This is a genomic window from Mesorhizobium shangrilense, assembly GCF_040537815.1.
In the GTDB taxonomy this organism is placed as follows: Bacteria; Pseudomonadota; Alphaproteobacteria; order Rhizobiales; family Rhizobiaceae; genus Mesorhizobium; species Mesorhizobium shangrilense.
The window spans coordinates 903,711-918,759 of record NZ_JBEWSZ010000002.1; the positions used below are offsets into that span (position 1 = coordinate 903,711).

The 15,049-nt window shown below is 58.7% G+C and carries 13 protein-coding genes and 1 pseudogene; 9 read left to right on the forward strand and 5 right to left on the reverse strand.

Annotated features, from left to right (window positions below):
* The first annotated feature begins 71 nt into the window (after positions 1-71).
* From ABVQ20_RS29035 to ABVQ20_RS29075, 9 genes and pseudogenes are all read left to right on the forward strand, one after another.
* Positions 72-1,715, forward strand: a complete 1,644-nt coding sequence (locus tag ABVQ20_RS29035) for an ABC transporter substrate-binding protein (RefSeq protein WP_354463122.1) — start codon at positions 72-74, stop codon at positions 1,713-1,715.
* A gap of 42 nt (positions 1,716-1,757) precedes the next feature.
* Positions 1,758-2,801, forward strand: a complete 1,044-nt coding sequence (locus ABVQ20_RS29040; protein ID WP_354463171.1) for an ABC transporter permease — start codon at positions 1,758-1,760, stop codon at positions 2,799-2,801.
* A gap of 187 nt (positions 2,802-2,988) precedes the next feature.
* On the forward strand, positions 2,989-3,915 hold the full coding sequence (gene nikC, locus ABVQ20_RS29045; RefSeq protein WP_354463123.1) for a nickel transporter permease: 927 nt from the start codon (positions 2,989-2,991) through the stop codon (positions 3,913-3,915).
* A 32-nt stretch (positions 3,916-3,947) separates the two neighbouring features.
* Entirely contained in the window at positions 3,948-4,802 is an 855-nt protein-coding gene (locus tag ABVQ20_RS29050) for an ABC transporter ATP-binding protein (protein WP_354463124.1), read from the forward strand.
* Entirely contained in the window at positions 4,799-5,584 is a 786-nt protein-coding gene (locus ABVQ20_RS29055; protein WP_354463125.1) for an ABC transporter ATP-binding protein, read from the forward strand. The genes ABVQ20_RS29050 and ABVQ20_RS29055 overlap by 4 nt, the downstream gene beginning before the upstream one ends.
* A 25-nt stretch (positions 5,585-5,609) precedes the next feature.
* A complete protein-coding gene (locus ABVQ20_RS29060) occupies positions 5,610-6,668 on the forward strand; it encodes a porin (RefSeq protein WP_354463126.1) in 1,059 nt (352 codons plus the stop codon).
* Between the two features lie 151 nt (positions 6,669-6,819).
* The gene (locus ABVQ20_RS29065; RefSeq protein ID WP_354463127.1) at positions 6,820-8,001 is read left to right on the forward strand and encodes a serine hydrolase domain-containing protein; all 1,182 of its coding nucleotides are present in this window, start codon (positions 6,820-6,822) and stop codon (positions 7,999-8,001) included.
* A 352-nt stretch (positions 8,002-8,353) separates the two neighbouring features.
* The gene (locus ABVQ20_RS29070) at positions 8,354-9,835 is read left to right on the forward strand and encodes a M81 family metallopeptidase (protein WP_354463128.1); all 1,482 of its coding nucleotides are present in this window, start codon (positions 8,354-8,356) and stop codon (positions 9,833-9,835) included.
* A 374-nt stretch (positions 9,836-10,209) separates the two neighbouring features.
* A pseudogene (locus ABVQ20_RS29075) lies at positions 10,210-10,302 on the forward strand (IS6 family transposase); the annotation flags it as partial.
* A 77-nt stretch (positions 10,303-10,379) separates the two neighbouring features.
* On the opposite strand, the gene ABVQ20_RS29080 reads toward ABVQ20_RS29075, so the two are convergent.
* The 5 genes from ABVQ20_RS29080 to ABVQ20_RS29100 all read right to left on the reverse strand — a co-directional run bounded on the left by ABVQ20_RS29080 (position 10,380) and on the right by ABVQ20_RS29100 (position 14,767).
* On the reverse strand, positions 10,380-11,297 hold the full coding sequence (locus tag ABVQ20_RS29080; RefSeq protein ID WP_354463129.1) for an NAD-dependent epimerase/dehydratase family protein: 918 nt from the start codon (positions 11,295-11,297) through the stop codon (positions 10,380-10,382).
* A gap of 48 nt (positions 11,298-11,345) precedes the next feature.
* The gene (locus ABVQ20_RS29085) at positions 11,346-12,377 is read right to left on the reverse strand and encodes an aldo/keto reductase (RefSeq protein ID WP_354463130.1); all 1,032 of its coding nucleotides are present in this window, start codon (positions 12,375-12,377) and stop codon (positions 11,346-11,348) included.
* Between the two features lie 31 nt (positions 12,378-12,408).
* Positions 12,409-12,654: a hypothetical protein gene (locus ABVQ20_RS29090; RefSeq protein WP_354463131.1), complete on the reverse strand. Its 246-nt coding sequence runs from the start codon at positions 12,652-12,654 to the stop codon at positions 12,409-12,411.
* Positions 12,655-12,662: 8 nt separating this feature from the next.
* Positions 12,663-13,688 (reverse strand): L-glyceraldehyde 3-phosphate reductase, encoded by a 1,026-nt coding sequence (mgrA, locus tag ABVQ20_RS29095; protein WP_354463132.1) that lies wholly within the window; start codon positions 13,686-13,688, stop codon positions 12,663-12,665.
* 173 nt (positions 13,689-13,861) lie between these two features.
* Positions 13,862-14,767, reverse strand: a complete 906-nt coding sequence (locus tag ABVQ20_RS29100; RefSeq protein ID WP_354463133.1) for a LysR family transcriptional regulator — start codon at positions 14,765-14,767, stop codon at positions 13,862-13,864.
* Positions 14,768-15,049 lie beyond the last annotated feature (282 nt).

The window sequence follows — 15,049 nt, forward strand, 5'->3', positions numbered from 1 at the left end:
GTCCTTAGGCACAGACGAACTTCGAAGCCGCCCCCGGAGTGAGGAGCTCCGGCAGCAAGGGAACAGTTCACATGATGATGAAAACGATCGCCTTTCGCCCCCGCCGCTGGCTCGCCAGCACTGCCCTGTCAGCGCTGTTCATGGCCACGGCTCCGGCATTTGCAGTGACGCCGGCCGACACGCTGGTCGAGGGCTTTGCCATCGACGACATCATCACCATGGATCCTGGCGAGGCGTTCGAACTATCCACTGCCGAGGTGGATGCGAACATCTATGACCTCTTGGTGCGGTTCGACCTCGCCGACACCTCCAAGGTCAAGGGCGACCTGGCCGAGAGCTGGGCCGTCTCCGACGACAGGTTGACCTACACGTTCAAGCTGAAACCCAACCTGAAATTCGCCTCCGGCAACCCGATCACCGCGCAAGACGTCGCTTGGTCGTTCGAACGCCTCATCAAGCTGGACAAGAGCCCCGCCTTCATCATCGGCCAGTTCGGCCTCACCGGCGACAATGTCACGGAGAAGGCCAAGGCCGTTGGCCCCGACACCTTCGTCTTCACGGTCGACAAGCCCTATGCGCCCAGCTTCGTACTGGATTGCCTGGCGTCGGGGGTGGCCTCCGTAGTGGACAAGAAGCTGGTGCTGGAACACGTCAAGCCGGCGACGCCCAGCGACGACTACAAATATGACAATGACTTCGGCAACGACTGGCTGAAGACGCATACGGCTGGCTCGGGTCCATTCCAGCTGCGGGAATGGCGTGCCAACGAGGCGGTCGTCATGGATCGCAACGACAGCTACTGGGGCGAAAAGGCCAAGCTCACGCGCGTCATCTATCGCCATATGAAGGAAAGCTCAGCCCAGCGGCTGGCGCTGGAGGCCGGCGACATCGACGTCGCCCGCAACCTCGACCCGAACGATCTCGAATCGGTGGCCAAGAACGGGAACATCGCCATCACCAGCGCGCCGAAGGGCACTGTGTACTACATCGGTCTCAACCAGAAGAATGAAAAGCTGGCCAGGCCGGAAGTGAGGCAGGCGTTCAAATACCTGATCGACTACGACGCCATCGGCTCGACCTTGATCAAGGGCACTGGCGAGATCCACCAGACCTTCCTGCCGAAGGGCGTGCTGGGCGAGTTGGACGAGAACCCTTTCAAGCTCGACGTCGCCAAGGCCAAGGCGCTTCTTGAGAACGCCGGGTTGAAGGATGGGTTCTCCGTGACCATGGACGTGCGCAGCACGCAGCCGGTGACGGGTATCGCCGAATCCATCCAGCAGACGGCCGGCGAGGCGGGCATCAAGATCGAGATCGTCCCGGGCGACGACAAGCAGACACTGACCAAATACCGAGCCCGCAACCATGACATCTATATTGGCCAGTGGGGACAGGATTATTTCGATCCGAACTCCAACGCCCAGACCTTTGCCTCGAACCCCAGCAATTCGGATGACAGCAAGAATCAGACGTTGGCCTGGCGCAACGCCTGGGACCTGCCGGAACTGACCAAGGAGACGGAAGCCGCGCTCCTGGAGAAGGATTCCACCAAGCGCGCCGCGATGTATCGGGATCTTCAGAAGGATGTGCTCGACACCAGCCCGTTCGCCTTCCTCTACCAGCAGATCGAGGTCGCGGGACTACGGAGCATCGTCAAGGGCCTCAAGCTCGGACCGAGCTTCGACACCAATTTCGTCGGCAATGTCTCGAAGGAATAGCTGGTGGAACCACATCACCCAAGTGTCACTGAAGCGCAGGCAGTGGCGGACCGAGGTGCAGGCTGGGCCGCTGCGTTTTTTGCATCCGTCGCCCGTTTCCTTGTCATCGCAATCACGACCTATCTGGGCCTCCTAGTGGTGACTTTCTTCATAGGCAGGGTGATCCCCATCGATCCTGTTCTGGCGGTGCTCGGCGACCGCGCACCAGCAAGCGTCGTCGAGCGCACCCGGCGCGAGATGGGCCTGGACCTGCCATTGATCGAGCAGTTCTACATCTACCTCAAGGGCACGCTAGCCGGCGATTTCGGCAGGTCCGTGCTGACCACGAACCCGGTCATGGACGACATACGCCGCTTCTTCCCCGCCACCGTCGAACTGGCGACGCTCGGTACGCTGATCGGTTCGGTTGTCGGCATTCCGCTCGGCGTGCTGGCTGCGGTCAAACGCGGCAGCGCGGCTGACCAGATCGTGCGTGTCATCGGCCTGATCGGCTATTCGGTGCCAATCTTCTGGCTGGGCCTGCTGTCGCTGGTGCTGTTCTACGCCAAGCTGCAATGGGCAGCATTCCCCGGCCGCGTCGACATCGCTTACGAATATTCCTTCAGGCCTGTTACAGGCTTCTTCCTGCTGGACTCTGCCGTGCAAGGGCAGTGGGACGTCTTCCGCGACGTCGTACGTCACATCCTTTTGCCCGCCTCGCTGCTCGGATATCTGTCGATGGCCTATATCAGCCGCATGACGCGCTCTTTCATGCTGAACGAGCTCGCCCAGGAATATATCGTTGCCGCCCGCGCCAAAGGCGCTTCGGAAACGCGCATCATCTGGGGCCATGCGCTGCGCAACGCGGCGGTGCCGATGGTGACGGTAATAGCACTTTCCTACGCCGGATTGCTGGAGGGCTCCGTACTGACGGAGACGGTGTTCTCATGGCCGGGCATCGGCCTCTACATTACCAACTCGCTGCAGAACGCGGACATGAATGCGGTACTCGGCGGCACAGTCGTCATCGGTTCGGTATTCATCGCCATCAACCTGTTTGCCGACTTGCTCTACCGGCTGCTCGATCCGAGGACGAAAGCGCAATGAGCTGGCTCATCGCCTGTCTTTCTCCGCACCCATTCCCACAAGGAAGAGAGCGACGATTGCCGCGCCGGTCCTGCCGTAATCGCCGAAGCCTGATGCAAGGCGCCGGTCACCAGACAGTCGTCATCCCTCTCCCGGTCAGAGGCGAGGCTGCAGCACTCTTTCACACCAGTCTTCGGAACAATCGACCATGAGCGCGGTAGAACAATCGACGATATTCCATCGTGAATGGCTGCTATCGGAGCGGCCGGCCTCACGATGGCAAGCCAGGCTCGGTCGCGCCTATCTGATGTGGCGGCGCTTGCTGGCCAACAAGCTGGCGACGGTGGGTCTTCTCATCATCGTGGCCCTCTTGTTCGTCTCGGCCTTCGCCGACCAGCTCGCGACATTTTCGCCGGTGATTGGTGACTTGAAGAATGCACGGCTTTTGCCGCCGTCGTCCCAGCACTGGTTCGGCACGGACGATCTCGGCCGCGACATCTATTCGCGCATCATCTACGGTTCCCGCTGGACGCTCTATGTGGTGGTGCTCGTCGCCGTCATTGCCGCACCGATCGGCCTGCTGGTCGGCACTGTCGCCGGTTATGCCGGCGGCTGGACCGATGCGATCCTGATGCGCATCACCGACATCTTCCTTGCCTTCCCCCAGTTGATCCTGGCGCTGGCCTTCGTCGCCGCCCTTGGCCCCGGCATCGAGAACTCGGTGCTCGCCATCGCCATCACATCCTGGCCGCCCTATGCCCGCATCGCGCGGGCCGAGACGCTGACGGTGCGCAATTCCGATTACATCAAGGCGGTGCAACTGATGGGGGCATCGCCGTTCCGCATCGTGCTGCGCCACATCATGCCGATCTGCACGTCATCGCTGATCATCAGGGTGACGCTCGACATGGCCGGCATCATCCTGACCGCCGCTGGTCTGGGCTTCATCGGGTTGGGGGCGCAGCCGCCATTGCCGGAATGGGGCGCGATGATCGCCTCTGGCCGCCGTTTCATCCTCGACCAGTGGTGGGTGGCGGCCGCGCCAGGCCTGGCCATCCTCATCGTCAGTCTCGGCTTCAACCTGCTGGGCGATGGGCTGCGCGACGCGTTCGATCCGCGCAGCGCCGACCAATGAACACGGAGGCAAAGACTATGGGAGTCATGAGCATGAGCACAGCCAGAGCAGGGGGCGGCCGTTTGCTCGAAGTGAAGAACTTGCGGGTGACCTTCCCGACACGCACCGGCTTGATCGAGGCGGTGCGCGGCGTCACTTTCTCGCTTGGCCGTGAGCGGCTTGGCATCGTCGGCGAATCCGGTTCCGGCAAGTCGCAGACCGGCCGCGCCATCATGGGCCTGACGCCACCACAGGCACGCATATCGGCGAACAAGCTTGCCTTCGACGGTATCGACCTGCTGGCGGCGTCGCCGCGCGAACGGCGGGCGCTGCGGGGAAAACGCATCGCCATGATCCTGCAGGACCCGAAATATTCGCTCGATCCGGTGATGAGCATCGGTCGCCAGATCGTCGAGACGCTGCGCACGCATGAGAAGGTCGGCAAAGCCGAGGCACGCGACCGGGCGCTGGCCATGCTGGAAGCGGTGCAGATCCGCGACCCCGGCCGTGTCTTCGACCTGCACCCACACGAAGTATCAGGCGGTATGGGCCAGCGGGCGATGATCGCCATGATGCTGATCGCCGGGCCGGAAATGATGATCGCCGACGAGCCGACCTCGGCGCTCGACGTCACCGTACAGCTCGATGTGCTCGGCATCCTCGACAAGCTGGTCAGCGAGCGCGGCATGGGGCTCATCTTCATCTCGCATGACCTGCGCCTGGTCTCGTCCTTCTGCGACCGGGTCATCGTCATGTATGCCGGCAAGGTGGTGGAGCAACTCGCTGCATCCGACCTCGGCCGCGCCCAGCATCCCTACACGCGCGGCCTGCTCAACTGCATGCCCAGGATCGACGACGACCGTCACCCGCTGCCGGTGCTCGACCGCAAGCCGGAGTGGGCGGCATGAGCGCGGCCCTGGTTGTCGACGGGCTGGAAGTGCTCTTCGACCGCTTCCGCGCGCTGAAAGGCGTCAGCCTTGAGGTCCAGTCGGGAGAATCCTTCGGCCTGGTCGGCGAATCCGGTTCGGGCAAGTCGACGCTTCTGCGAGCCATTGCCGGTTTGACGCCGGTCGCATCGGGCAGCATTACCGTCAGCGGCAAGCGCCTTGGCGCACGGCGCAACAAGGCCTTTTACCGCGAAGTCCAGATGGTCTTCCAGGATCCGTATGGCTCGCTGCATCCGCGCCAGACCGTCGACCGCCTGCTGCAGGAGCCGCTTGCCATCCACGGTTTTGCCGACGGCGAAAAGCGCATCCAGCAGGCGCTGGACGAAGTTGGCCTCGGAAACGGCTTTCGCTTCCGCTATTCGCACCAACTGTCGGGCGGCCAGCGCCAGCGCGTGGCGATCGCGCGCGCCCTGATCCTCGAACCGTCGATCCTGCTGCTCGACGAGCCGACCTCGGCTCTTGACGCTTCGGTGCAGGCGGAAGTGCTCAACCTGCTGGAAGAGATCCGCCGGCGGCACAAGCTCACCTTCCTGATCGTCAGCCACGATCTCGGTGTCATCCATCATATGTGCGAGCGCCTGATCGTCATGCAGAACGGCAAGGCTCTGGAGGAACTCGCGGCGGAAGACCTCGTCGCCGGACACGTCGGCGAGCAATACACACGCAACCTGCTTTGCGCCAGTGAAGGCTTCGCGCGTGCACCGCAAACTTCTTTTGATCGGAGCTTTTCTGCGTTGAAATAAAATCAATAAACGACAGGGGAACAGCATGAAGCAAGGAATAGTCCTGAGGGGCGTGAGTACTCTTCTGTTTAATGTACCGTACGTTTATGCCGCGAATACAGCGGCACTCGCCGATCCAGAGCCAGATCAATATGTTCGCGTTTGTGACGCAATGGGCGCGGGCTTTCTCAAGCTTCCCGGAAGTGAAACCTGTTTGAAAATCGGCGGGTATGTCAGTTATGAAGTCACAGCGGGTGCCGACGTCAATTCAGGCGAGCGGAAAAGGACTTGGAGCCAGCAAACAAAAGCTGCACTCCGCGCCGATACCCAGTCCCAGACTGAATTGGGAATACTGCGCACATATATCGAGATCGAAGATACCGTCACTGACGGTATTGATGAGGGTGCAGCCCTCTCCGAAGGAATGATTGGACTAAATGGGTTGCAGGTTGGCGCTTCAGGTTCGCAATTCGATAGCTGGCTGGGCTCTGCGGGCAATGTGCCCAGCGACGATGTCGTTGCCTCTGCGGGCGGGATGACCAATCAGATAAACTATACGGCAAGCTTCGGCAGCGGGCTTTCTGCCATGTTTGGTGCCGAGCAGGGTGCGAAGGATAAGGGGGACGACGGAGACGGGGAGGATAACGCCCACGACTATACCATCGACAGCTATGTGCCGCACCTCGTCGGAGGGCTAAAATTCGAGAGGAACTGGGGAGCGATCGCGACAGTCGTTGGCTACGACTCGGTGATTGAGGGCGTCGCGGCAAAGATGCGGCTGGACGTCCAACTGGGCGATACCTTCTCAGCCTTCATCATGGGTGGCTATCAATCGGATCCTGAAAAGCCAAATTACTTTGGAGCATGGAAAGGTACCTACGCCGCATGGGGTGGCATTTCTGTCAGCCCTTCGCCGAAGGTTACATTCAACAGCCAGGCAGCCTACGAAGATTCAGGGACATATGCTTTGGCGCTCAACCTGGACTATGAAATTGCTCCAGGGTTCATAATTAGCCCCGGATTGAACTACACATCGTTCGACAGCGACCCGACGAAACCCGACGATGCGTTGTCCGGCATAGTCAGCATTCAGCGCGATTTCTAACACGGGGGCTGTCATAGCGCACACTGCTGTCAGTTCTTCCGTCATCCACCAATTCGATGATGCATGACTCATGCAGACCTGGTCGCAGGCGCAATAGATCCCTCATCCAAACTCCAGATTCAATCGGCGGAACGACCGCCAGGCAAGGGAAATGACCATGACCTCAACGCGACGTTCATTGCTCAAAATGGGATTGGCTGGGCTATTCATCCCCCAGGCATCCTTTGCCTTGGCAAACGAAAAGCAAAGCCAGTCGTTCGAAGCTTGGCGCCGCGAATTCGAAGCGGGAGTTCCGGCGCGCATGACGGCTGCCAAGGTGGTGGGCGCGTCCGTTGCAATCTGTTCCAGCGGTAGCGCTGTACGCTACGCGTCGTCCTTCGGCTTTGCCGATCTTAAACAACAGCGACCGCTCACCGTCGACACGCCTATCCATCTGGCGTCGGTCAGCAAATTGTTCACGGCTTCGGCCCTGGTCCAGCTGTTCGAGCGCCACGGCCTCGATCTGCACGATGACATCAACGGTTTCATCGATTTTCCCGTCAGAAACCCGCACCATCTGGATTTGCCGATCACTCCGCATCAGCTCCTCACACACACATCCAGTATCTCGGATGAAGGATATGGAGATTACTCCGTCGCGGGAGATCCAACGCAAAGCCTGTCGAGCTTCCTGCGCGATTATCTGGTGAAAGGCGGGAGCACCTATTCGCCAAACAAGTCGTTTTTAAAGGCCAAGCCGGGCAAGAAATGGTCCTATTGCAATGTCGCCGTCGCCTTGGCGGGTTATGTCGTCGAGAGCGTTAGCAAACAGAGCTTCTCCTCCTATGTGGAGGCAAACATATTTGAACCGCTTGGCATTCAAACCGCGCATTGGTATTTGAAGGAGTTCGCACCAGACGTGCTTGCCAAGCCGTATAGGTTTGAAAAAGGCGCGTTCACCGAACTGCCGCAGGAAGGCTATCCGGACGTCCCCGCCGGCATGCTGCGCTGTTCGGTTACCAATCTTGCAAAATCGTTGCATGCCATGCTGGGACGAGAAACCGGCGCGAAGGCAATCTTGTCCCCACATGCGGTCGCGGAAATGTTGCGCCGCCAGGTCGATCCGAAGATCGCGTCCTATCAGGGGTTGGGCTGGATTGAAGAGGAAATTAACGGCCACAAGTTCGTCGGCCATTCCGGCAGCGATAATGGCGCTTCCAACATGGTGATCCTGACGAAGGACCAGACCTATGCCATCGCCGTGCTGATGAACATCGACGGCACACCGAAGACTGAGAAATTCAGGGCTTCAATGATTGAAGATCTCATAGCCGGGACGAAGCTCTTGGGATGAGCCGTTCAGGGCGAGAGTTCAGCTCGGAGAGCGCTCATTGAACCACATACAGGTTTCCCAGGACAACGGGACGCTGTTGAGAGCTGCCGCGTCCCGCATGGATCGTGAGCTTTCGCAGACAGGAACTGCTGCACGTCGATATTGATCCCGCCCGAAGAGCGGACGGGATCAGGCTGCCATTCTCTCCTTGTCCACCGGTGACCCGTAGCCGTGACGAGCAGTCGACATGATTTGTAGAAGCCCTCCACGCAGGGGAACGGATCGCGGCGTCGGAGGTGAAAATAGCAGCGACAAGTGCGCCCAGTTTGCAGCAATCCGATAATGAAATCGTTTCGTCAAAAGGAAAAGAACAATGGGCTATTGCGTCCTAACAGCTGAGTTCACCCACGAAACAAATACTTTCAACGTCATCAAGACGGATTACGACGCCTTTCTCACCATCGGTATCAAGGAAGGCGATGTCGCAATCGCGGCGCGGGGTGATGCAAATACTGAACTGGCGGGATTTCTGGATATTGCACGCAAATATGATTGGAACCTGGTGCACACAATCAGCGCCGATGCCGAACCCGCGGGGCCTGTAACGCGCCAAGCATTCGACCGTATCACACAAAAAATCATGGATAAGGTGGCGGAACTGGGCGACCGCCTTGACGGTATTTTGCTTGGCCTTCACGGCGCAATGGTGACTGAGTTTTCGCCGGATGGCGAAGGTGAGTTGCTTGAGCGGTTGCGACGCTTGCAGCAACGTCGCATACCTATGGCCGTTACTTTGGACCCGCATGCCAATGTTACCGCCAAGATGTGCGAAAACGCGGACATACTGATATCTTTCAAAACCTATCCGCATGTCGATATTCGTGAAACGGCTCACCATGCCGGTGAGCTGCTGCAGCAGGCGATGCAGGGCTTAATCAGACCTAAAACCCTGCTGGTGCGGAGACCAATGCTCGAAGAGGCAAATGCCGGCCGCACAGATGTCGGGCCGATGATCGAGTGGATAAAAGAAGCAAGAGAACATGAAAGAACACCGGGCGCGCTTGCTGTCAGCATCAACGGCGCTTTTGCAGGCGCTGATATTCGGGAAATCGGGCCAACTGTCGTTGTGACGTATGACGGTGACCCGGCCCGACACAAAGCATTTGCGGAACGTATCGCCGATAGAATTTGGCATAACCGGACCAATGTCCTCAATACCTTTTATTCGCCTCGGGAAGCCGCAGAAATTGCTCTCGGCCATAGAGGCAAACGCCCGTTAGTCATCGCGGACTATGCGGATAATCCAGGTGCTGGAGCTTATGGCGACGCTACGGCGCTTTTGGATGCGCTCCTTAAGGGGGGCATCCAGAATGCATGTTTTGGGCCCATGGTTGACGCCGAGGCCGTCAAACAGCTTTCTTCTGGGCAGATCGGAGAGACGATTTCAATTTCACTAGGCGGCAAAATGGACCCGCTTTTTGGCGGGCCACCATTGGAAGTACAGGCCAAGCTTCTGCATCTCAGCGACGGAAAACTTGTCGGCACGGGTGCGCGGTTAGGCGGACTGGAATTCAGTTTCGGTCCAACGGCCGTTATTTCTATTGACGGAGTGACGGTTCTTGTCGTGACCGAACGCTCGCAGTTGCTGGATTTGCAGCAGTTCAGAGCGTTTGGCATCGAGCCTACTACACACAACGTGGTGGTGGTCAAATCCCAACAGCATTTCCGCGCTGACTTTGAATCCATCGCCGGAATGGTCATCGTCTGTGATACCGGTGCCCTGTCCACGATGGATTACGCCAAATTGCCCTTCAAGAACGTGCCGCGTCCGATTTATCCGCTCGATGAATTCTAGGATGCGTCTGATAATAGCTGCCTCCCTCGTTTTGAATAGCCGTCCGGTGAACCCTGCGGGCAATGGTCGACGGATCAACTGCTAGCGTTCGGCTGGGTCTTGTTGACCGTAAGCGATGTTTCGACCGCACTTTCGGGGATCGGCGTGAAGGACGATGTTCGGAGCCTTTGAAGGCTTCGACTACCGGAAGCGCCCGTTAGAGAGCACCCGCCCATATCCTACCTGTGTCCCCTCGGTTCCATACGCGCAGGCTTCTTTCGCCTCAATTAAGTTGTCCTGCAGCTCAATACGATCTGAACCTTCAATTTATAAAATCAATCGCTTAACACTATGTTGCATCGCACAGATCGGGGCGCGAAGAGGCAATCGGCCTCCGGCTGATCCACATGATGCGCAAGCGACAGGCGAGGCATGCTTACAATCCAAACCCGTCCGTCGCCGAGCAGTTTGAGATCATCACGGTGGCAGGAAAAGGGCGCCAGTATCCGGCTTCGATAGCTCAATTCGAGTTTGCAACAGAGCCTCAAATGCCGGGACTAAAAGCCTAGGATGGACCGGCTATATACTGCCGCCAGTTGTGACGTTCCTTGAAGCCTAGAACCTTCCGGATCTTGCGATTGGAGAGCGGAGCCTCCGAGGCCTCCAATTCCCGGGAAAGGGGAGTATTTGGCGCCCATTTACGCAGGAGTTCCGCGGTGGGCTCGTATGCGGTGATTTCGTCGTTGACGGCATTGAATACCTGAAAGCCCAGACCGTCCCTACGGACGCAAAGATCGACGATCTGACCCAAGTCGCGCGCGTCGATGTAGCTCCAGGCATTGCGTTTGCGCGATGGTGGATCTGCCAGAAAACCCTTGAAGCGCTGATACTCGTGCGGCTCGATGACGTTGCCGATGCGCAAGGCGTAGATATCGGCGCCTGAGCGCATGGCAAAGGCGCGGGCGGTCTTCTCGTTGACGACCTTCGACAAGCCGTAGCTGTCCATCGGGTCGACGTCATAGTCTTCCTCGAGCGGGAAGGTCGTGTAATCCTTATCCCCTTCCGCGAAGCAGACGCCATAGGTGGTTTCGCTCGAGGCGATGATGATCTTGCGGATGCCGAGCTTTGTCGCCGCCTCGATGACATTGTAGGTCGAAACGACATTGGCCTGAAAGGTGACGTTGTCGGGGCGCAACAACAAGGCGGGGATGGCGGCAAAATGCACGACAGCATCCACCGGTGCAGGCCCCTTACCGGTGTTGAGCCCGCTGCTGTCGAAATGCATCGATAGCGCGTTGAAGGCCTGACCGCTGTCGGTGAGGTCGGTGATCAACGTCCTGACACCGGGGTGGGCGAACGGTACCAGATCGAGGTTGAGCACCTCGTGGCCGCGCTCCAGCAAGAAGGGAATAGCGTGCCGGCCGGCCTTGCCGGTGCCGCCGGTAAAGATGATGCGCTTGCCTGGGGTATCGGATGCGGACATGCAGAGATTCCTTTGATGTTTATCGATGCGGTTCGCGTGCCGCCAAAGTCAGCGGCCACCCTCGATCTTGCGGTGGCGCTGGCTTATGCCGCCCGTTCCATAGGGATATTCCGACATTTCCGGTTTGCTCGCCGCGTTGAGTTTGGCAATGTTTTCGTCCGTCAGCGTCAGCTTGGCCGCACCGAGATTGTCGGCCAGTTGCTCTCGTGTCCGGGCCCCGAGAATAACCGACGTGACCGCTGGCTGCGCGGCGACCCATGCCAGCGCGACCTGCGCCATGCTCGCCCCAAGCGCTTTTGCGGTATCCTCCACCGCCCCAATCACGTTCCAGGTGATCAGCTTGGCATTGCGGGCGTCGAACGCTTCCATGCCGCGCTTGGGATTTTCGCCAAGGCGCGTGGCGCCCGTCGGCATCTGGTCGCGCTTGTATTTGCCTGAGAGCCATCCGCCGCCCAGCGGCGACCACGGCAGCAGGCCGATACCGGCGTCGAGAGAGGCCGGCACAAGCTCATGCTCGATGTCGCGGACGAGCAGGCTGTACTGTGGTTGCAGCGTCACGGGTGGCGCGTAGCCATTGGCTTTGGCCAGCCACGCCGCCTTGGTCAGATGCCAAGCCAGGAAGTTCGAGAACCCGTAATAGGCGATCTTGCCGTTACGGATCTGGTCGTCGAGAAAGCGCAGCGTTTCCTCCAGCGGCGTCAGCGCGTCCCAGGCGTGCATCTGGTAAAGATCAACCTGCTCGACGCCCAGGCGCTTGAGCGAGGCATCGAGCGCTGCCCCAAGATGCTTGCGCGACAGGCCGAGATCGTTCGGTCCTGCGCCCATGGGGAAACGACCCTTGGTGGCGATCACCAGATCCTTGGCGATTCCCGGCTTGCTCTTGAGCCAGCGGCCGATGATGTCCTCTGACACGCCGGCGCTGTAGACGTCGGCCGTATCGATGAAATTGCCGCCAGCCTCGACATAGTCATCCATAAGCGCGAACGATGTAGCTTCGTCGGACTCGTGTCCAAAAGTCATGGTTCCGAGGCAATAGGCCGAGACGACGGCGCCACTATTGCCGAGCTTGCGATAGTCCATATTCTTGCTCCTTCAGGGATCTTAATTGGGCCTATCGCGCCGCGGGCCCGATGCCATCGTCGTGGCCATTGGTGGCTACCGAGGCATCGCACAAGCGCAGCATTAATTGATGCGGCGGTGATGCGAACTGCCTTGCTGTAGAAATCCGGTATTGCCAATGTTGTTTGTGCACGTCGTCATCCTCGCGTAACGCGCTATTTTGTTTGCTTTCGCCTTCGTCCGGACGTTGCCGTCCGTCAACGACCGTCCGGCTCGGCACGAGAACATCGCGCACCATCCGACCGTTCAGGCTTCCTTTGATTGAGCTCGCCAGAGGTCGACCCCGCCCTCGGTTGCGTACCCGTCGATTTTGCGGAGTTCTTCGGCATTGAATTCGAGATTCTCTAAAGCGTCGAGGGAATCATCGAGCTGGGCCACGTTGCGCGCGCCTACCAGCGCGCTCGTTATGCGTGGATCTCGCAAGGTCCAGGCGATCGCCATCTGCGCAAGTGTCTGCCCGCGGTCGCTTGCGATCGCGTTCAGTCCGCGGACACGCTCCATGTTTGCATCACTCAGCAACTTTGTGTCGAACGAGCCGCCACGCGCTGCACGCGCACCGTCTGGGACGCCGTTCAGATACTTTGATGTCAACAACCCCTGAGCCAAAGGCGAAAAAGCGATGCAGCCGGCACCGAGCTGGTCCAGCGTATCGAGCAATCCGTCCTCAATCCAGCGGTTCAGCATGGAGTAGGAGGGTTGATGGATAAGCAGCGGAATTCCTTCCGCGCGCAGGACGCGCTCGGCTTCCCTAGTCCGATCCGGCCCATACGATGAAATGCCGACGTAGAGCGCCTTGCCTTGCCGCACCATCTGCACGAGCGCGCCGATGGTTTCTTCGAGCGGAACATCTAATGTCGGGCGGTGGGAATAGAAGATATCGACATATTCGACACCCATTCGCTTCAGGCTCTGTTCGAGCGATGCAAGCAGGTGCTTGCGGGATCCACCCGCCCCATAAGGACCCGGCCACATATCCCAACCGGCTTTCGACGAGATGATCATCTCGTCGCGGTGGCTCGAAAAGTCCTTTTTGAGGACCAGTCCGAAATTCTCCTCCGCCGACCCGTAGGGCGGGCCATAATTGTTCGCCAGGTCGAAATGAGTGACCCCCCTGTCGAAGGCACGCCGGATCACCGATCGGCCGGTCTCGAAGACATCTTGACCACCGAAGTTCTGCCACAGGCCCAACGAAATCGGCGGGAGCTTCAGCCCCCACCGACCACAGCGGCGGTAGGCAATCGCGCCGTATCTCTTTGCATCTGCAACGTACATTCAAGCCTCGTATTTGTATTGCATGCGCCATTTCGGTCCATCGGCCGCGCAGCATCCGACAGATTGAATACCATCGTCGATTAATGAATCAATGGGTGAGGGCTAATCGGATCAATGAGCTGCATTCATCGATGGCCACTTGATGGTCGCCCATGGTCCGACCTCCGCAAAGTTCATTTCAGCGGATTGATATCGCGTATCACCTGAATGAGGGCACTGATCCCGAAGGGTAGTTGCCGGCGACTCGAATAGTACATGGACAATGGTGGGCCAATTGAAGACCATTGCGGCAGTACCACTTCCAGCCGTCCTGCCGCAAGGTGAGGACTCGCGAGCTTTTCCAGACAATAAAACAGACCAATACCGTCGATCGCAGCATTGATGGCGAAGGCCGACTCACATGAGATGAGTGAGCCAGGAACGTCGATCTCGCGCCGATCGTCGCCGTGCTCGAATTCCCATTTGTAGATCTGCCCTCGTCCCGTGCGGATGCGGATACATTGATGGGAATGAAGATCGTCAGGCAATTCCGGGCGACCGTGGCGCTCGAAGTAAGCCGGTGCACCGACGACAACCCACTTGAGTGGCGGCGTCAATGGAATGGCGATCATGTCCTCTGGTATCGTGCCGCCATATCTGAGACCGGCGTCGAAGCCCTCCGCTGTAACGTCGACGAAGTGATCGTCGACCGCAATCTCCAGTTCGATATTGGGAAAGCGCTGCAGGAAGATCGGCAATGCCGGGCGCAGAAGTAAAGTCGACGCGTCGCGCAGTACGTTCAACCGCACACTACCGGCGGTCCCTTCGTGGTGCCCGTGCAGTTCTTGCAAGCCGGAATTGATAAGATCGAGACCAGCGCTCACTTTTTCGGCGAGCGCGCTTCCTGCTACGGTTGGAGCAACACTTCGGCTTGTGCGGTTTAGCAGCCTTACACCAAGTCGCTCTTCAAGCGCTTTCACCCGGTGGCTGAGTGCTGATGCGGTTACGCCAAGATTATCCGCTGCCTTTCTAAAACTGCGATACTGTACGATGAGCAGGAATATCGAAAGGTCGTACACTTCAGCGCGACTGAGCGACATAACAACTCCCAATATCTAGATCGCCACGCAGGGATAAAAACTCACCGGTATGGCATTAAGCAGACAAAATCGAAATCCAACGCCGCCATCAAGGCTTTTGTCCGGTCCCGACAATGGCGCACTTCGGGTTAGTCAAACTCGACGCACGCAGGCAAAACCCTAAACGTCGTGCCGGGCGAGGCGGTTCTGGAATTCGAAATCCCCCCGCCGAAATGCCTGCGCTGCAATTGCTCAACATACGATGCCGGCGAATGGCCGCCATCACACGTCTCATTTCGACTT